Source organism: Micromonospora sp. ATLC20 (genome assembly GCF_057196585.1).
On the sequence record NZ_JBXUOV010000029.1, the window covers coordinates 15896 to 32217 of the forward strand.

Genomic DNA, 16322 nt, shown 5'->3' on the forward strand with positions numbered 1-16322 from the left:
GGCCGGGGCAGCGCGACCTGTCATTCCTTGCCAGGCATATAACCAGCAAGGCATATTGCAAGGGTGACCGTCGACGCCTTCGCCGTGCTGGCCGAGCCCTCCCGGCGCCGCATCCTGGACCGGCTGCGCCGGGCGGAGAGCAGCGTCGGCGAGCTGGTGGACGCGCTGGGCATGAGCCAGCCGGCCGTCTCCAAGCACCTGCGCGTGCTCCGCGACGCCGGCCTGGTCACCTGCCGTACTGCCGCGCAGCGGCGGATCTACCGCGTCGACACAGCGCCGCTACGAACAGTGGACGACTGGCTCGGGCCGTACCGGTCGATGTGGACCGCGCATCTCGACGCCCTCGAACGCCATCTCGACAGTCAGGAGTGACAGATGGACCGCGACTCGTTCCGCCCCGGCCCGCTCGCCCGGGTGAAGCTGACACCCGAAAACGAACTGGTCTTCGTCCGCGACCTGCGACACCCGCCGGAGACGGTGTGGGCCGCGCTCACCGACCCGGATCGGCTCGCCGAGTGGGCGCCGTTCCTGGCCGACCGCGACCTGAGCCGCCCCGGCGACGCCGTACTCAGCGCCGTCGACGGCGACCGGACCCATCCGGCGCCGGCCCGGGTACTGCGCGCGGACCGGCCGCACCTGCTGGAGTACGCCTGGGGCGACGACAGGCTCCGCTGGGAGCTGACAGCGAACGGCGACGGCACCACGCTCACGCTGCGGCACCGGGTCGGCGGTCCGGACCTCGCCCCGATGACTGCTGCCGGCTGGCACCTCTGCCTCGACGTCGCCGTTCAACTGCTCGACGGCGACCCGGTCGGCCCGATCCGGGGTGCGGAGGCGAAGGACTTCGGCTGGGCGGAGCTGCGCGACGCGTACGCCGAACGCCTGAACCGCGACTGACGCCTGCCGGTACGACCGCCCTACCCGTCGAGGTGGTCGGCGGGCGCGGTCTGCAGCAGCCAGGCGAGCGGCATCCGGGCGTGCTCGGTGTACCGGCCGTCGCCACCGAGTTCGTGGAGCGTGACGGTCTGCGCGCCGTCCCGCTCCACGACCCAGTAACGCGGGATGCCGGCGTTGGCGTACTCCCTGGCCTTCGTCACCGAGTCCATCGTCTCCGAGCCGGGCGAGACGATCTCGACCACCAGCACCAGGTCGGCCACGGCGGACCAGACGCGACGGCTGGGCGGCTTCCGCCACACCGTGATGTCGGGGATCCGGCCACCGTCGCCGCTGGGCCCCGGCACCCGCGCACCGACGGCCTGGAGCACCTGCTCAGCGGGCCAGCCCGCCATGATCAGCCAAGCGAAGATCCGGCTCGCGATGATGGCGTGCTCGGAGTCGGTCGGCGGCATGACCGACAGAACCCCGTCGGGGCTGGTCTCGTAGCGGTGACCGTTCGGGTCCGCGGCATTCATCGCCGCCACGTCGTCGAGCGTCACGACGGCGGGCATGTGCATGCCGACTGCCTCAGCGCTCATGACGCCATCCTATGGCAGCAGCAGGCGTAGCCGCGGCATCCGGCTCGTCACGCGGTCCGGCGGCGCAGCCACCCGGCGGCGCCGCCGACCAGCGTCGTCCCGATGGTGATGCCGATCGCCACCATCGCCGCACCGACCGCCCACAGGCCGGTGTCGTCCGTCGAGGCGGCGTGCACCGCCCACGGAACGGTGAACGCCACTGTCATCACCGTCGCCACCAGCCAGACGTTCAGCCACCAGCCGGCGACGGCGGCCAGCGCGCCCAGGGTCAGCACCGCGGCGGCGACCTGCCAGACCGCGTACGGTCCGCTCATGTCGCCGGTCTGCGGGTCCACGGTCCAGCCGGACTCCCAGCTCAGCCAGGCCACCCAGGCACCGGCCGTGGCCAGCGCCAGGAACAGGCCGCCGAGCAGCGTACGTCTCGTCGTCACGCCTCCGATCCTGCCCGGCCGGCGGGGCGGGCGAATGAGCACGCGTACTCGATTCCGCCGCCGCGCACACGGCGGTGTGCGCGGCGTGTGCGCCCGGTGCCAGCGGCCCCGGTCATCGTCGGCGCATGAGTTACGCATTCGAGGCGGAGGGCCTGGTCAAGCGGTTCGGTACGACCACCGCGCTGGCCGGGATCGACCTCGCCGCACGCCGCGGGACCGTGCTGGGGGTGCTGGGGCCCAACGGCGCCGGCAAGACCACAGCGGTACGGATCCTCGCCACACTGTTGCGCCCGGACGGGGGACGCGCCGTTGTCGGCGGCCACGACGTGGTCACCGACGCCGCCCGGGTCCGCCGGCTGATCGGGCTGACCGGCCAGTACGCCTCGGTCGACGAGGACCTGACCGGTACGCAGAACCTGGTGCTGATCGGCCGGCTGCTCGACCTGAGCCGCCGCGAGGCGCGGGCGCGGGCGGCGGAGCTGCTCGCCTGGTTCGGCCTGACCGACGCGGCCGGGCGCCCGGCCAAGACGTACTCCGGTGGCATGCGCCGCCGCCTGGACCTGGCCGCGAGCCTGGTCGGCCGGCCGGAGGTGATCTACCTGGACGAGCCGACGACCGGCCTGGACCCGGCCAAGCGGGAGGAGATGTGGGGCGTGGTCCGCTCGCTCGTCGACGACGGGTCGACGGTGCTGCTGACCACGCAGTACCTGGACGAGGCTGACGCGCTCGCCGACGAGATCTCGGTGATCGACCACGGCCGGGTGATCGCGCACGGTACGCCGGGCGAGCTGAAGCGGATCGCCGGCAGTCAGACGATCGTGGTCCGGCCGACCGATCCGGGCCGGATCGGCGCGGTCGCCGAGATCCTGCGCGCCGCCACCGGAACCGATCCCGAGCTGCCCCGGCCGGGCGTGCTCACCGTGCCGGTGGACGACGACGCCACGTTCACCGCAGTGGTCCGCCGGCTCGACGACACCGGCATCGGGGTGGTCGAGCTGGCGTTGCGGCTGCCCAGCCTCGACGAGGTGTTCTTCACGTTGACCGGCCACGGCGCCGAGGAGCAGGCGGAGGTGGCGGCATGACCACGACCACTCGTACGACGGCGACGCCGTCCCGGCCCGCCACCGCCCACGCCGCGGTCCGTCCGTTCGGGATGGCCCGGCACAGTCTGGCGCTGGCCGGCCGCAGCCTGGTCAAGACGATCCGGACGCCGGAGCAACTGCTCGACGTCACGCTCCAGCCGGTCGTCTTCGTGCTGATCTTCGTCTACCTGCTCGGCGGCGCGGTCGCCGGCTCACAGCACGAGTACCTGCAGTTCCTGCTGCCCGCGATCATGGTGCAGACCGTGCTGTTCGCGTCCATCGCCACCGGTGTCAGCCTCAACACCGACGTGGAGAAGGGTGTGTTCGACAGGTTCCGCAGCCTGCCCATCGCCCGGTCCGCGCCGCTCGTCGGCTCGGTGGTCGGCGACCTGGTCCGATTCGTGGTCTCCATCGTGGTGCTGCTGGGGTTCGGCTACGCCCTCGGATTCCGGATCGGCACCGATCCGCTGTCCGCGCTCGCCGCGTGCCTGCTGACCATCGCCTTCGCGTTCGCGGTCAGCTGGATCGGCGTGCTGCTCGGGGTGCTGATGCGCAGCCCGGGCGCGGTGCAGGGCACGGCGTTCCTGCTGCTGTTCCCGCTGACCTTCGGCACCAACATGATGGTGCCGACGGACACGCTGCCCGGCTGGTTGCAGTGGTGGGTCGGGGTCAACCCGGTGGCCGACGTGATGGAGGCGGCCCGGGGCCTGATGATCGGTGGCCCGGTGGCCGGGCCGGTGAGCCGGTCGCTGCTCTGGACCGTGGCGATCATCGCGGTGTTCGCGCCGCTCGCCGTCCGCGCCTACCGCCGCCGCGCCTGACCGGCCGCACCGGCCCGGACTGGTCCGCGCCGGGCCGCCCGGCGCAAGGATCATCCAGCCGGGTCGCCGCCCACGCACGCGAGGGCGTCGGCCCGGCTCAGGCCATGACCCCTGGTGTACGCGGCGGCGTAGCTCTCCTCGCCCAGCTCGGCGCGCAGCCGCTCGGCGAGCCGCTGCGCGTCCGGGTTGGACCGGTCCGGCCGGCCGCGCAGCGAGTCGGAGACGCCGAGCAGTTCGGCGGCCCGCTCGTACCGGCCCTCCGCCACCGCCAACGCCACCCAGCCGACCGTGACGATCGCGACCACCGGCATGTCCCGGGCGGCGAGGGCCCGCGTGGTCGCCTCGTCGAGACACCGGCGCGCGCCCGGCAGATCATCGCGGGCCAGCGCCAGGTGGCCCATCTCGGCCAGCAGCAGGCCCCGGAACTGCGGGGCGACGAGCGGCGTCGCGGCCTGGCGGCGCATCGCCTCGGCGAGGCACTCCTGCGCCTCGTCCAGCGAGCCGTCGGAGCGGGCGATGCTGCCGAGCATCATCAGCCCGAACGCGCCGTCCCGGCCGTCCCGGTCGGTCACGAACCGGCGCAGTTCGGCCTTGGCGCCGGCCACGTCGCCGGAGCGGGCGCGGATGGCCGCGAGCCAGATCAGCTGGAAGCCCGGCTCGGAGGCCGGGTTGAGCTCCCGGGCCAGCCGAACCGACTCCTCCAGCGCCGCGGTCGCCGCCTCGAAGTCGCCGCGTTTGGTGAGCGCGTCCGCGTACTCACTGAGCACGTGCGACAGGCTCATCCGCTCGCCCACGGCGCGCAGCTCGGCGGCGGCGGCGGTCAGGTCACGCAGCATGCCCTCGGCGTCGCCGTCGTTCTCCTTGAACTTGCCGCGCATCCCCAGCAACGTGCCGTCGGTCCACGGGTCGGGGTGCCCGCGCGCCCGGTCGATCGCCGCGATCCCGGCCGCCGTGTCGTCGTCGAAGATCGACAGCATCGGTGCGAGCAGCCCGACGATCGGATGCTTGGTCCCCTCCGCCGCCCGCAGGGCCGTGGTCAGCTCGGCGAGCTGCTCCGGCGGCGGCACCTGCTCGCCGCGTGCCAGCTCGGAACCGATGCGGATGGCGAGCACCACCGCTCGCTCCTCCGCCGGTGCCGGGCCGGGCAGCGCCAGCGCGCGGGCCAGCACGTCACCGCCGATGCCGCCGTCGTCGCCCCAGATCACCAGCGGCAACGCCAGCCCGGCGCCGATGCGCAGCGCGGTGTCGGCGTCACCGGCGTCGCACGCGTGGTGCAGCGCGCCGACGATGTTCTCCCGTTCCGCCTCCAGCAGCCGCAGCCACGGCAGCTGACCGGCCGTGCGCAGGTGCGGCTCCGCGGTCCGGACCAGCTCCCGGAAGTACGCCGCGTGCGCGGCACGCGCCCCGGCCGTCGCCCCGGCGGCGGCGAGCCGTTCCAGCCCGTACTCCCGGATGGTCTCCAGCATCCGGAACCGCCCGTCGCCGACGACCTGGAGCAGCGACTTGTCGACGAGCGCGTCGAGCAGCGCGGCGGCGGCCGGGCCGGCGACGCCGGCCGCCGAGTCGGCGGTGACCGACGCCGGGAAGACCGCGAGCCGTTCGGCGAGCCGCCGCTCGTCGTCGGTGAGCAGTCCCCAGCTCCAGTCCACCACCGCCCGCAGCGTGCGGTGCCGGGGCAGCGCGGTGCGGCTGCCGCCGGTCAGCAGCCGGAACCGGTCGTCCAGACCGGCCGCGACCTGCCGCGGCGACAGCGTCCGCAGCCGCGCCGCCGCGAGTTCGATGGCCAGCGGCAGGCCGTCGAGCCGCCGGCAGATCTCCACCACTGCCGCCACGTTGTCGCCGGTCACCGCGAACCCGGGCCGCACGGCGGCGGCCCGGTCGCGCAGCAACTGCACCGACGGGTACGCGAGCGCGTCGTCCGGCGTCGCGTCCGCCGGTGGCAGGCGCAACGGGGGTACGGGGTCCAGCGCCTCACCGACGATGCCCAGCGGCTCCCGCGAGGTGGCCAGCACGCGCAGTCCCGGGCAGCGGCCGAGCAGTTCCTCGGCGAGCCGGGCGGCGGCCTCGACGACGTGTTCGCAGTTGTCCAGCACGATCAGCGTCTCGTCGGTGGCGATCGTCTCCACCAGGCGGCCGAGCGGGTCGCGGGCCGGCGGGCGTACCGGTTCCAGCGTCCGGTCCCGGCGGCCGAGCGTGTCGAGCACGGCCCGTGGTACGTCCGCCGGGTCGGTGATCGGTGCCAGCTCGACGAGCCAGGCCCCGCCGGGTACGCCGTCGGCGAGCCGGCCCGCCGCCACGCTCGCCAGCCGCGTCTTGCCTGCTCCGCCCGGCCCGAGCAGGGTGACCAGGCGGTTGCCGGCGAGCAGCCCGGTGAGCCGCCGCAGGTCCTCGTCGCGCCCGACGAACGTGGTGAGCGCGGTCCGCAGGTTGCCCCGCGTCACGGCCGTCGGCTGCGCCGGGGCCGCCTCGCCGCGCAGCAGCTCCAGGTGCGCGGCCCGCAACTGCGGCGACGGGTCCACGCCCAGCTCGTCGGCGAGCCGCTGCCGGATCCGCTCGTACGCGGCGAGCGCCTCGGCGGGCCGCCCGGCGGCGGCGAGCGTCCGCAGGTGCAGTTCGCCCAGCCGTTCCCGCAGCGGATGCGCGGCGGTCAGCTCCTCCAGTTCGGCGACCAGCAGCTCCGGCCGCCCGGTGCGCAGCTCCGCGTCGATCCGATCCTCCTGCGCGGTGAGCCGCAGTTCCGCCAGCCGCGCCACCGCTGCCGCCGCGTACGGCACGTCGGCGACCTCGGCCAGCGCCGGCCCCCGCCACAGCGCCAGCGCGTCGCGCAACGTCGTCCGCGCCGTCGCCGCGTCCCCGTCACGCAGCGCCGCCCGCCCCTGCCGGGTCAGCCGCTCGAACCGCCCGGCGTCCACGTCGTCCGGGGCGAGGTCGAGCCGGTAACCCGCCGGGCTGCTGCGTACCACGAGCCCGGGCACCGCCCGGCGCAGCCGGGACACGAGCGTCTGCACCGCGTTGGCGGTGTCGGTGGGCGGCTCGTCACCCCAGAGCGCCTCGGCCAGCGCGGGCACGCTCACCGGCCGGCCCGGGTCCAGGGCGAGGCGGATCAGCAGCGCCCGCAGCCGCGCCCCGGCGACGTCGACCGGCCGATCGCCGTCGCGGACCTCAAGCGGCCCGAGGATCCCCACCCGCACCATGCCACTCTCTCACCCGCCGTCGAACCGATGGTGGCAAGATCGCGGGGGTGACGAGTGTGTCCCGCCCGCTGCCACGGCTCGTGGAGGCGGAGGCATTCGCTGACGTCCCGGCCGACCGGCTCCTGGCGGTGCTGGAGGCGGTCACGATGGTTCTCACGCTCCCCCACCGCGCCGCCGAGCGGGTGGACGCGCTGGTGGTGGCCACCGGCCAGGGCGAGGACTGGCGTCTCACCGACGCGATCCGCGCCTGGGAGACCAGCCCCGCACTGCGGCACCTGCTGGTGGCGAACACCGATTCGGCCGAGCGGACGTACCGCCCGCTCACACCGGGCCGGCTGCGCGGGCTCGGTCTGCGCCGGACCGACGGGGTCGTGCTCCAGCCCGAGCCGGTCACCGGCACCGGCCGGCAGGCCGCCTGGATCGTGGAGCAGGTACGGGCGCTGGGCGTCGGCAGCGTCGCGCTCGTCGTCTCGCCGTACCACCTGGTCCGGGTCTATCTCACCGTGCTGCGGGCCTGCGACGACGCCGGCCTGCGGATCCCGATGGTCCCGCTGCCGGTGGCTGTCGCACCGGACGCCCCGGTGCCGGAGACCGGCGCGGCCGGGTACGACCTGGTGGCCGGCGAGGTCAGCCGGCTGCTCCGCTATCCCGGCCAGGGCTGGATCGCCACCCCGGAACGGTTGCGCGACTACCTGCGCTGGCTCTGGTCCGAGCACCGCCCTCTGCTCACCGGCGTCTGAAGGTTCACCGCGCAGCTACTCCTGGCCTCAATCGGCGCCGAACACGTCGTCGAGCACAAGCCTTGCCCGGCCCGGCACCTCCTCCTCGGGAAAGATCTCGGCGCACAGATCCAGCACCTGCTCGGCACTCGTCAGCCCGAGGTGATCGATGAGGAAGCGGATGTCTTCGGCATCCCGCCGCCGGGCGGCAAGCACCTTCATGGCCAGCAGATGCTCTGGAGACGCAGCGGCGACTCGAAGGCCCGGGTGGTCGAAGACACGTGGAGCGGACGCGTCACCGCCAGGAGCCACATAGGCGCTCGCCTGCTCGTTGAGCCACCAGTGCGGCAGGCCGAGTTCGTCCGCCACCGCTCGGGCCTCGTCGAGAACCACCCCGTGCGGCTGGAAAACGGCGTCGATGTCCCGCGTCGACGATCGCGGTACGGTCCAGGAGGGGATCTTCAGGCCTCATGCCACATCCAGCTCATGTGCGGACACGTAGACACCACGGCGACGGAACGCGGCCGGTGCGTGAACCACTGCATCCACTCGAGCAGCTTTGGTGTTGAACGGGAACCAGAACCGCCGCAGCGACCGCGTCTCGACCCACGGCGGCGGGCCGTGCCCGTCCTTCGCGCTCAGGTGCTCGACCAGCGCCGCGAGAAACACGTCCCAATGCTCGTCTCCGGTGGGTGCCGGCTCCCCCTGCAGCAACCGTATGCGGGTCTCGCGCGGCTCCCAGCGGAACTCCTCCAGAAACTCCGCAACCAACCGCCAGCGACGGCTGTCGTCCACCTCGACGAGCAACTCGCCCAGCCGCGCCACAGTCAACGGCTCGTAGCTCGCAGCATGCTTCCCCACCCAGCCGACGCTAGTGCATGGAAGGAACCGCAGTGGAACGGCGCGGCGACCGCGAACTACGCCGCGTTGACGCCAGCGGCCTACGCCTCGGGGATCCGGACCGTGAGCACCCGGGTGAGGACGCGGAAGCCGGCCGCGTCGTACATGCGGCGGGCCGGGTTGCCGTCGACCACCGACAGGCCGACTGACGGCAGCCCGACCTCACGCGCGCCGCGCAGCGCGTGCACGAGCAGCGCCCGGCCGAACCCGCGCCGCTGCGCGCGGGGCGCCACACCCAGGTTGAGGATCCAGACGCAGTCGTCGTCGGTCCACGGCACCGGCCCGGCGCACAGCACGTGCCCGGCGCTGCGGCCGTCCGGGTCGACCAGCCGGGCCGAGGCGGGCACCAGGGGCGGCACCGGTTCGCCGGTGTCGAACATCGCCCGTACCTCGTCGGTGTCGCTCGGCTGCCAGCGGCCGTCCGGGTGGTCCGGGCCGTACGCCGCGTCCAGCCCTTCGGCGAGGTCGTCGTCCCAGCCGGGGGCGCCGAGCGACCAGCCGTCCGGCAGCGCCACCGGTTCGGGTACGTCGATGAGATCGTGCCGCATCTCGGTGGCGGCCCGGTCCAGCGTCAGCCCGTCGGCCACCAGTGCCGCCGCCAGCGCCTCGTCCGGCGTCTCCAGCCGGTGCCCGGCGAGGTCGCGCCGCACCTGCGCGACGAGCCGGGTGAGCGGTGCCTCGGGCAGCGGCCGGACGTCGGCCGCGACCGCAGTGCCGTCGTCGTCCCGCACCCGCATCCGGGCCAGCGGAGTGTCGTCGTCCCCGACCAGCAGCGAGTCGTCGAGGTGCGGTCGTACCGGCATGCGCGGCAGCGTACCGGGCGCGCCCCGCCCCCGCTCCCCGCCGATCTTGGAGTTGTGGCGCCTCAGATGCCCGCTTCGCGGCTTACGCGAGGTGCCACAACTCCAAGGTCCACGAGCGCACCCGCGGGCGGGAGGGCGCGGGGCCTAGGGTTGGGGGGTGAGCAGGGTCGATCGGGGCAGCAGGACGATCGCCGCCGATCCGGGGGCGGTGTACGGCGCGCTCGTGGACCGGGCAGCCCTGGAGGCGTGGTTGCCGCCGGACGGGATGCACGGGCGGATCGAGCGCTGGGATCCGCGGCCGGGCGGCGGGTTCCGGATGGTGCTCACCTATCTCGACCCGGCCGGCAGCCCTGGTAAGACGTCGGACGCGACGGACGTGGTCGACGTCGGGTTCGCCGAACTCGTACCGGCGCGCCGGGTCGTGCAGACGGCCGTGTTCCAGGCCGACGACCCGGCGTACGCGGGCACCATGACCATGACCTGGCACCTCGCGGCCGCAGGCGACGGCACCGCTGTGACGGTCACCGCCACCGGCGTACCGCCCGGCATCGACCAGGCGGTGCACGAGGAGGGCATCGCGTCCTCGCTGGCGCACCTGGCCGCGTACCTCGAACCGGGCGCCTGACCACGACGGACGCCGGGATTGGCGGCGGCTTTTGCGGGTAGCCGCCGGCGGTGACCGGGCAGCAGGCGGGGCGCGGCGGCCGGCGGGGGTCGTCGCGGCGCGCCGGCCTGGACGCGGAACGGTTCGACGAGGCGTGGGAACGCGCGAACGAGCGCGGCCGGGCCGCCGGGCGGGACCGGATGCAGCAGTTGCGGATCAAGTCCGTACTCGCCGTGCAGGCCGGACTGGCGGCGGCGCTGGCCTGGGCCGCCGCGCGCTGGCTCACCGGCATGCCGAGCCCGATCTTCGCCCCGGCCGCCGCGGTCGCGGTGATCACCTCGTCGTTCGGGCGACGCCTCTCCAACACCGTCGAGCTGCTCGCCGGGGTGACGCTCGGCATCATCGTGTCGGACCTGTTGATCGGCGCCGTCGGCGCCGGGGTGTGGCAGACCGGCGTGATCGTCGCGGCGTCCGTCCTGGTCGCGCTGGCATTGAGTACGCGGGGCGGGATCGTGGGCAACGCCAGCGGTACGGCGGTGCTGCTCGGCGCGCTCTCCTCCTCCCGGCACACGCTGGAGTTCCCCCGCTTCGTCGACGCGCTGATCGGCGGCGGCGTGGGACTGGTGGTGACACTGCTGCTGGTGCCGATCAACCCGCTGCGGGTCATGCGGCGGGTGGCCGCGCCGACGCTGCGGCAACTCGCCGACCAGCTAGCGGCGACCGCCGCCGCGCTACGACGACGCGACCACGAGCTGGCCGACCGGGCGCTCAGCCGGTCGCAGGCGATCGGCGCGGACCTGGGCCGGTTCTGGGACGTGTTCGGCGGCGCGAAGGAGACCGTCGACCTCGCCCCGGCGCGCTGGCCGAGGCGGCGTTCCGTCCGGCACTACCAGCTCAGCGCGCCGGACGTGGACCAGGCGGTCTGGAACACCCGCGTACTGGCCCGGCGGGCCGTCGTGCTGATCGAGGACGGGGAGCCGATACCGGAGAGCCTGCCGGACGCCGTGGAGGCGCTCGGCGCGGCGGTGCACGCCGTACAGGAGGAGGTTCTCGCGGACCGGGGCCCGGAGGATGCCCGCCGGCACGCGCTGCGTGCGGTGGCGGCGGCGACGCGCGCGGAGCTGGCCGGGACCGGGCTGTCCGGCACGGTGATCGTGGGGCAGGTCCGGACCGCCGCGAGCGACATCCTCCAGGCGACCGGGATGGACCGCGCGGAGGCGCTGCGGCGCATCCGGGAGGTGGCCGCCGCGCAGTCGTGACCGGTCAGTCGTCCCCGCGGACGCGGGCGTGCAGGTGCATGTCGTGCCGGCCGTCGTCGTGCACGGCCGCGCTGCGCTTGGTGCCCTCCAGCCGGAACCCGGCCTTGACCGCCACCCGGCACGACGCGACGTTGCCGGTCGAGTGGTCGAGCCAGAGCCGGTGCAGCCGACCGTCTCCGAGCGCCCACGCGCTCACCGCCCGCAACGCACCGGAGGCCACGCCCGCGCCACGGGCGGCCGGGACCACCCAGTACGCGCATCCGGCCTCGCCGTCGTCGAGGTTGACGCCGCCCAACGTCATGCGGCCCACCACCGCGCCGTCGCGCGTCACCGCCCAGCTCGCGCCCGTCTCCTCCTGCCAGGAACGACGGAAGTGGGCGAACCACTGCAAGACCTGCTCCGGGGACGCGGGCCGGCGGGTGTGCCAGCGGCGGATCTCCGGATCCTGGTACGCGGCCAGCACAGCAGGTGCGTCCCCGTCCGCCCAGGGGCGCAGGACCAGGCCGTCGGCCGCGAACAGCGTGGGTTGCGGGCCGCTGGTGAGCGTGCCGGCGGGAACAGCGGATGGCGTCGACAGCGGAAAGCTCATGCCCGACTCTCCCCCGCGGCCCGCCCCGCGTGTCAATCCGGTTCGGATCGTCAGCAGAGCTGGGCCCGCCACCATCGGCGCGGACCCAGCTCTCGGCACCGATCCGATCGGATCGTGCGCGTCGATCAGCGCCTGACGGGGCTCGGCGACGGGCCGACGGGGTTGTCCGACCGCACGCCCGGCGGAGCCGGGACCGGACTGGCCGGCATGCTCGGGTCCGGGTCGACCGGGACGGGCGACGGCGCGCCCGGCGAATCCGGGACGGGCGACGGCACACCCGGGCGAGTCGGGTCCGCGCCGTCCGGCATCCGCCGGCCGTCCGGGCCGACCGGGACGGGCGACGCCACGCCGGGCGGGGCCGGAACCGGCTCGGTCCGGTCCGGCTGCGGGGCGCTCGTGCCCGGCTGCGGCGAGATCACCGGATCGTCGCCGCGGCTGGCGTAGGCGAACGGCGCCCCGATCACCAGCACCGCCAGGATGCCCGCCGCACCTGCCGCCACCGTGTTGCGTCGACGGTTACGCACCCGCCGTTCCGCCCTGGTCAATGAGTCCTGCACAGTCGGTGCCTCCTCGGCGATGTCGGTGAGGGTGGAGCGGAGCAGACCTTCGAACGGATCACTCATCGCCGCATCTCCAGAAGCTCGCTGTCCGGCAGGATCTGACGCAGTCGGCTGACCGCCCGGTGAGTCCGGCTGCGCACCGTCCCGACCGAGCAGCCGAGCAGTTCGGCGACCTGGGCCTCCGGCAGGTCCTCGTAGTAGCGCAGGACCACAACGGTGCGCTGCGCCGGCGGCAACTGCCACAGCGCCGCCCGCAATGCCAGCCGCAGATCCGTACCGCCGGCCGGGTCGGCCACCACCGGCTCGTGCACCCCGACCGGTGACTCCCGGCGACGACGCAACCGCCGCCACCAGCTCACCTGCTCCCGGTACATGACGGCACGGAGGTAGCCCTCCGGGTCGGCGTGCCGGATGCTCCGCCACTTCGGGATGACCTTCGACAGCGCCGACTGGAACAGATCCTCGGCACTGCTGCGGTCACCGGTGAGCAGGTAGGCGACCCGTATCAGCGCCGGCGCACGGCTAGCCACGAACTCGGCCAGCACCGCCCGTTCGTCCTCGTCCACCGCACCACCCTCGTTTTCTCGTTCACCAGTGACAGACGCCGGAGGGCACCGCCGCTATCCCGGGATCGGCGAGATCGCTGTGCGGCGGTTCCGCCTACACTGCGCCGCGTGGACCAGGCCGCACCGCACACCGTCAGCTCACTCGCGTACGGCCTGCGCGCGCTCGGCATCGTCCCGGGTGACGTTCTGCTGCTGCATTCGTCGTACCGGAGTCTCGGGTTCGTCGCCGGCGGCACGGAGGCGGTGGTGCGGGCGCTGCTGGCGGCGCTCGGACCGGGCGGCACCCTCGTCGTGCCGACCCACACGCCGGACAACACGGACCCGGCCGGGTGGCGGCATCCGCCCGTACCGGAGGCGTGGTGGCCCGTCATCCGCGAGCACACCCCCGGCTTCGACCCCGCGCGCACGCCGAGCCGGTGGATGGGCGCCGTCGCCGAAACGGTACGCACCTGGCCCGGCGCCCGCCGCAGCGACCACCCGCAGGTGTCCTTCGCCGCGCTCGGCGCGCACGCCGCCGACATCGTGGAGAGGCACCGCCTCGACGACGCGCTGGGCGAGCACTCCCCGCTCGGTGCGGTGTACCGGCTCGACGGCAAGGTGCTGCTGCTCGGCTGCGACCACAGCTCCAACACCTCGCTGCACCTGGCGGAGTGGCGGCAGGCGTCACCGCCGCGGGCGATGACGGGCTCGGCGGTACGGCTGCCGGACGGCACGAGCCGGTGGACCACGTGGACAGACGTCGTCACGGACGAGGACGACTTCGACCGGCTGGGCACCGACTTCGAGGCGACAGGCGGCGCGACGATCAGCCGGGTCGGCGGCGCCACGGCCCGGCTGATGCGCCAGCGCACCCTGGTCGACTTCGCCACCGCCTGGATGGCCACGAACCGCGGGCGCTGACCGCCCGCCGCGCGCGGATTCTTCGTCGATCTTGGAGTTTTGGCACCTCGAATGTCCCGCACGCGGCTTTTGCGAGGTGCCACAACTCCAAGATCGATGTTGCGAGGGCACCGGGTACGACGGGCCGCGCGTTCAGTCCGGCTTGGGGGCGAAGGGGTTACGGCGGGGCTGGCGTAGTTCCCACTCGGCCGGGCAGAGGTGGGTCCACGCGGCTCCCGTCACCGATCGCCGGTCGGGCAGCTCGTCGCCCCAGGCCGGTAGGCGGTTCTCGACCTGCCGGACGTAGCGCTCGTAGACGACAAGCTCGCGGTACTCCGGATCGTGCCGCCACAGCGCGTACGGCTGTTCGCGCAACCAGTCGCACGCCGCGTCGCCCTCGGCGACCAGGTCCGCGGTCGGCGGCAACACCGCCAGCGGCCTGTCGTTCTGCCGGTCGCCGTACTGCTTGAGGTGCGCCAGGTAGCCGTCCTCGTTCCGAGGGTGGGTCACGTGGACGCCGACAACGGTCACCGGAACGGCGAGCAGCGCGGTCACGGCCAGCGCCGACACCACCCACAGGCGTCTGTTCACGCGGCAACCATAGGCCGCGGTACATCTGTCCGCCGCCCCCTGACAGCGGTGGACCCTGCCTACGATCCTGCGCATGAACTCGCCGCGCCTGCGCCTCCTCAGCTGCCTCGTCGTGCCGTTGCTGGCAGCCTGCGGCGCCGAACCGTCCGAGATGGTGGCGGAGGTGCCGCCCCCGGCGTACACCTGCTGCGAGGACCTGGACGTCGACAGGCCGTACCAAGCGGGCCAGACCCTGACCGTGCGGTGGACCGTCGAGTCCCCGGACGAGCCCGGCTCCACCTCGCCGCAGGTCGAGTTGACCGCACACCTGACGGGCCCGTACGGCACGGTGGACGACCTGAAGGCCGCTTCGGCGGTGGCCGGACTGGTCACCTTCACGGCCACACCGGTCCGGCCGGCGGGCACTCCCGGCGAGCGTCCCGTCAGCACGATCGTGATCGGTCCCGACGCCGAGCCGGGCTTCTACGACCTGGTCACGTCAGTGGTCGGCGACGGCAACACGACCACCAGTGGTAGCAGCATCATCCAGGTCGCGCCCAAGCCCTGATCCCCGGAGAACCACTCATCTGCTACCACCGCTCGTCCGCCAGGTTCTTGCCGGACCGGCTGCGGACCGCACGCCGGCAGACCCCGGCGCTTACCGGCTTCCGGGAACGGGGATCTCCCGAGGCGGCCCCGGCTCGGCCCGGCACCAACCGCCTCGGAACTCGACTCCCGGGACGCCCTCGATCAGGCGGCTGATGTCCGCTACCGCCCCGAGCGAGTCGGCGATGCTGCCGCGCAGCTCTCCCACCGCCGATTCGAGGTCGTCGTCTTCCGCAGACCAGTCGATCTTCGCCTCTCGCAGCTCGGCGACTGCGTGATCGGCAAGAGCCTCAGCGTCGGTCACCAGGACGTCGACCCTGCAATACAGGTGCAGGGCAAGCGGCACCGACGCGTGCGGATTCTCCATCGGGCAAGCATGCCGACGCGAGTTGCGATCGGGAAGACTGGCGACGGCCCGTCAGCGAAGCCGTACAGCGAGACACCTCGTAGCGCTCCCCCGGCTGTTCGCCGGCAGGTGATTGTCTTGGGCGGCCGGTCCAGCCGGTTGATGGCCGCCACTGCCTCCGCCATGTATCGTCACGCTCCCGCAAGATCGCGAGATGGGATACGACGTGACGGTACGACGGTTCGGGCTCTGTGCAGCGGTCGCTGCGATGCTGCTCACCGCCTCGGCGTGTGGCCGCGCCGACGAGATGCCGAGCACGCCCACGGCCGTGGCGGCGGGCGCTTCCACGGAGTCACCCAGCGCCACGGAGTCACCCGTCCCCACGCCCACGGCACCGACGGCCACACAGACCCGTGCACCCGAAACCTCGCCGACCCCCCGGTACTCGGGCACCCCGCGATCCTCGACGGCCCCCGCAGCTCCGACCACGACCAAGAAGGCCACGCAAGTGGCCACCGCCAGCAACAAGGCGGCCTGCACCACCGTCAAGGGCCCGTTGGAGAAGGCCATCGCCGGCCTGATCATCCTGGTCGGGGTCGCCGCCAGTTCGACAGTGGAGGCCGAGCTCGTCAACGCCCGGGCGGAGGCCTCCACCCGATTGGTCAACCTTGAGGCGGTGGCGAACAGGGTGGGCGGCGAGCAGACCGACCGCACGCTGCGGAAGAAGTTCCAGGTGCTCACCATGGCCGCAGGCCGGAAGGACGTCGAGGTCCGCTCGATCAAGCCCAAGCTCGAATATGCGGAAGCGATCGTGAAGGTGGCGAGCGACACGGGCGACCTGGAGAGCGCGGTCGACAAGCTCGAGCCGACCTGCGGCAGGTACTGGTAGCTCGGCTGAGCAGGGCGTTGCGCGTGGTG

Annotated in this window: 21 protein-coding genes; 10 read left to right on the plus strand and 11 right to left on the minus strand. The window is 73.5% G+C overall.

Annotated features, from left to right (window positions below; translation table 11 throughout):
• Positions 1 to 63 precede the first annotated feature (63 nt).
• Together AC2CHG_RS09395 and AC2CHG_RS09400 are read left to right on the plus strand one after the other, a co-directional pair.
• Positions 64 to 372 carry an ArsR/SmtB family transcription factor gene (locus AC2CHG_RS09395; protein WP_484524560.1) on the plus strand — a complete coding sequence of 103 codons (309 nt, stop codon included), beginning with the start codon at positions 64 to 66 and terminating at the stop codon, positions 370 to 372.
• Positions 373 to 375: 3 nt separating this feature from the next.
• The gene (locus tag AC2CHG_RS09400; protein ID WP_484524561.1) at positions 376 to 897 is read left to right on the plus strand and encodes an SRPBCC family protein; all 522 of its coding nucleotides are present in this window, start codon (positions 376 to 378) and stop codon (positions 895 to 897) included.
• Between the two features lie 20 nt (positions 898 to 917).
• Here AC2CHG_RS09400 and AC2CHG_RS09405 read toward each other — a convergent pair whose 3' ends face one another.
• The gene (locus AC2CHG_RS09405; RefSeq protein ID WP_484524562.1) at positions 918 to 1475 is read right to left on the minus strand and encodes a Uma2 family endonuclease; all 558 of its coding nucleotides are present in this window, start codon (positions 1473 to 1475) and stop codon (positions 918 to 920) included.
• 47 nt (positions 1476 to 1522) lie between these two features.
• Complete coding sequence (locus AC2CHG_RS09410; RefSeq protein ID WP_484524563.1) at positions 1523 to 1906, minus strand: hypothetical protein; 384 nt, start codon at positions 1904 to 1906, stop codon at positions 1523 to 1525.
• A 125-nt stretch (positions 1907 to 2031) separates the two neighbouring features.
• On the opposite strand from AC2CHG_RS09410, the gene AC2CHG_RS09415 reads away from it, so the two are divergent.
• Positions 2032 to 2988, plus strand: coding sequence for an ATP-binding cassette domain-containing protein (locus AC2CHG_RS09415; RefSeq protein WP_484524564.1), 957 nt, complete (start codon positions 2032 to 2034; stop codon positions 2986 to 2988).
• On the plus strand, positions 2985 to 3809 hold the full coding sequence (locus AC2CHG_RS09420; RefSeq protein ID WP_355508353.1) for an ABC transporter permease: 825 nt from the start codon (positions 2985 to 2987) through the stop codon (positions 3807 to 3809). Before AC2CHG_RS09415 ends, AC2CHG_RS09420 begins: the two co-directional genes overlap by 4 nt.
• Positions 3810 to 3859: 50 nt before the next feature.
• Here AC2CHG_RS09420 and AC2CHG_RS09425 read toward each other — a convergent pair whose 3' ends face one another.
• The gene (locus tag AC2CHG_RS09425) at positions 3860 to 7003 is read right to left on the minus strand and encodes an AfsR/SARP family transcriptional regulator (RefSeq protein WP_484524565.1); all 3144 of its coding nucleotides are present in this window, start codon (positions 7001 to 7003) and stop codon (positions 3860 to 3862) included.
• Positions 7004 to 7050: 47 nt separating this feature from the next.
• Here AC2CHG_RS09425 and AC2CHG_RS09430 point away from each other — a divergent pair, with 47 nt between their 5' ends.
• Complete coding sequence (locus AC2CHG_RS09430) at positions 7051 to 7743, plus strand: hypothetical protein (RefSeq protein ID WP_484524566.1); 693 nt, start codon at positions 7051 to 7053, stop codon at positions 7741 to 7743.
• Positions 7744 to 7770: 27 nt separating this feature from the next.
• On the opposite strand, the gene AC2CHG_RS09435 is transcribed toward AC2CHG_RS09430, so the two are convergent.
• The 3 genes from AC2CHG_RS09435 to AC2CHG_RS09445 form a co-directional block, all read right to left on the minus strand.
• On the minus strand, positions 7771 to 8115 hold the full coding sequence (locus AC2CHG_RS09435; protein WP_357209425.1) for a hypothetical protein: 345 nt from the start codon (positions 8113 to 8115) through the stop codon (positions 7771 to 7773).
• A gap of 75 nt (positions 8116 to 8190) precedes the next feature.
• Positions 8191 to 8583, minus strand: coding sequence for a hypothetical protein (locus tag AC2CHG_RS09440; protein ID WP_194802274.1), 393 nt, complete (start codon positions 8581 to 8583; stop codon positions 8191 to 8193).
• Positions 8584 to 8663: 80 nt separating this feature from the next.
• Positions 8664 to 9425: a GNAT family N-acetyltransferase gene (locus tag AC2CHG_RS09445; protein WP_484524567.1), complete on the minus strand. Its 762-nt coding sequence runs from the start codon at positions 9423 to 9425 to the stop codon at positions 8664 to 8666.
• Positions 9426 to 9582: 157 nt separating this feature from the next.
• Here AC2CHG_RS09445 and AC2CHG_RS09450 point away from each other — a divergent pair, with 157 nt between their 5' ends.
• Both AC2CHG_RS09450 and AC2CHG_RS09455 read left to right on the plus strand, forming a co-directional pair.
• Positions 9583 to 10050, plus strand: a complete 468-nt coding sequence (locus AC2CHG_RS09450; RefSeq protein ID WP_355508363.1) for an SRPBCC family protein — start codon at positions 9583 to 9585, stop codon at positions 10048 to 10050.
• Between the two features lie 50 nt (positions 10051 to 10100).
• Entirely contained in the window at positions 10101 to 11288 is a 1188-nt protein-coding gene (locus AC2CHG_RS09455) for an FUSC family protein (RefSeq protein WP_484524568.1), read from the plus strand.
• 4 nt (positions 11289 to 11292) lie between these two features.
• On the opposite strand, the gene AC2CHG_RS09460 is transcribed toward AC2CHG_RS09455, so the two are convergent.
• From AC2CHG_RS09460 to AC2CHG_RS09470, 3 genes are all read right to left on the minus strand, one after another.
• Positions 11293 to 11877, minus strand: coding sequence for a GNAT family N-acetyltransferase (locus tag AC2CHG_RS09460; protein ID WP_484524569.1), 585 nt, complete (start codon positions 11875 to 11877; stop codon positions 11293 to 11295).
• Between the two features lie 125 nt (positions 11878 to 12002).
• Entirely contained in the window at positions 12003 to 12500 is a 498-nt protein-coding gene (locus tag AC2CHG_RS09465) for a hypothetical protein (protein ID WP_484524570.1), read from the minus strand.
• A complete protein-coding gene (locus AC2CHG_RS09470) occupies positions 12497 to 13003 on the minus strand; it encodes a SigE family RNA polymerase sigma factor (RefSeq protein ID WP_357209419.1) in 507 nt (168 codons plus the stop codon). Before AC2CHG_RS09470 ends, AC2CHG_RS09465 begins: the two co-directional genes overlap by 4 nt.
• 108 nt (positions 13004 to 13111) lie before the next feature.
• Between AC2CHG_RS09470 and AC2CHG_RS09475 the strand changes: the two genes are divergently transcribed.
• A complete protein-coding gene (locus AC2CHG_RS09475; RefSeq protein WP_484524571.1) occupies positions 13112 to 13903 on the plus strand; it encodes an AAC(3) family N-acetyltransferase in 792 nt (263 codons plus the stop codon).
• A 132-nt stretch (positions 13904 to 14035) separates the two neighbouring features.
• Here AC2CHG_RS09475 and AC2CHG_RS09480 read toward each other — a convergent pair whose 3' ends face one another.
• On the minus strand, positions 14036 to 14473 hold the full coding sequence (locus tag AC2CHG_RS09480) for a hypothetical protein (protein ID WP_484524572.1): 438 nt from the start codon (positions 14471 to 14473) through the stop codon (positions 14036 to 14038).
• Between the two features lie 73 nt (positions 14474 to 14546).
• On the opposite strand from AC2CHG_RS09480, the gene AC2CHG_RS09485 reads away from it, so the two are divergent.
• Positions 14547 to 15020 (plus strand): hypothetical protein, encoded by a 474-nt coding sequence (locus AC2CHG_RS09485; protein WP_357209417.1) that lies wholly within the window; start codon positions 14547 to 14549, stop codon positions 15018 to 15020.
• Between the two features lie 90 nt (positions 15021 to 15110).
• Here the strand turns inward: AC2CHG_RS09485 and AC2CHG_RS09490 are convergent, their stop codons facing one another.
• Positions 15111 to 15425 carry a hypothetical protein gene (locus AC2CHG_RS09490; RefSeq protein ID WP_463840835.1) on the minus strand — a complete coding sequence of 105 codons (315 nt, stop codon included), beginning with the start codon at positions 15423 to 15425 and terminating at the stop codon, positions 15111 to 15113.
• Between the two features lie 487 nt (positions 15426 to 15912).
• On the opposite strand from AC2CHG_RS09490, the gene AC2CHG_RS09495 reads away from it, so the two are divergent.
• Positions 15913 to 16293 carry a hypothetical protein gene (locus AC2CHG_RS09495; RefSeq protein ID WP_484524573.1) on the plus strand — a complete coding sequence of 127 codons (381 nt, stop codon included), beginning with the start codon at positions 15913 to 15915 and terminating at the stop codon, positions 16291 to 16293.
• Positions 16294 to 16322 lie beyond the last annotated feature (29 nt).

Coding starts and splice junctions, on each gene's coding strand:
- AC2CHG_RS09400 (WP_484524561.1), top strand. CDS start 376: ATGGACCGCGACTCGTTCCGCCCCGGCCCGCTCGCCCGGGTGAAGCTG.
- AC2CHG_RS09405 (WP_484524562.1), bottom strand. CDS start 1,475: ATGAGCGCTGAGGCAGTCGGCATGCACATGCCCGCCGTCGTGACGCTC.
- AC2CHG_RS09415 (WP_484524564.1), top strand. CDS start 2,032: ATGAGTTACGCATTCGAGGCGGAGGGCCTGGTCAAGCGGTTCGGTACG.
- AC2CHG_RS09420 (WP_355508353.1), top strand. CDS start 2,985: ATGACCACGACCACTCGTACGACGGCGACGCCGTCCCGGCCCGCCACC.
- AC2CHG_RS09425 (WP_484524565.1), bottom strand. CDS start 7,003: ATGGTGCGGGTGGGGATCCTCGGGCCGCTTGAGGTCCGCGACGGCGAT.
- AC2CHG_RS09445 (WP_484524567.1), bottom strand. CDS start 9,425: ATGCCGGTACGACCGCACCTCGACGACTCGCTGCTGGTCGGGGACGAC.
- AC2CHG_RS09460 (WP_484524569.1), bottom strand. CDS start 11,877: ATGAGCTTTCCGCTGTCGACGCCATCCGCTGTTCCCGCCGGCACGCTC.
- AC2CHG_RS09465 (WP_484524570.1), bottom strand. CDS start 12,500: ATGAGTGATCCGTTCGAAGGTCTGCTCCGCTCCACCCTCACCGACATC.
- AC2CHG_RS09485 (WP_357209417.1), top strand. CDS start 14,547: ATGAACTCGCCGCGCCTGCGCCTCCTCAGCTGCCTCGTCGTGCCGTTG.
- AC2CHG_RS09490 (WP_463840835.1), bottom strand. CDS start 15,425: ATGGAGAATCCGCACGCGTCGGTGCCGCTTGCCCTGCACCTGTATTGC.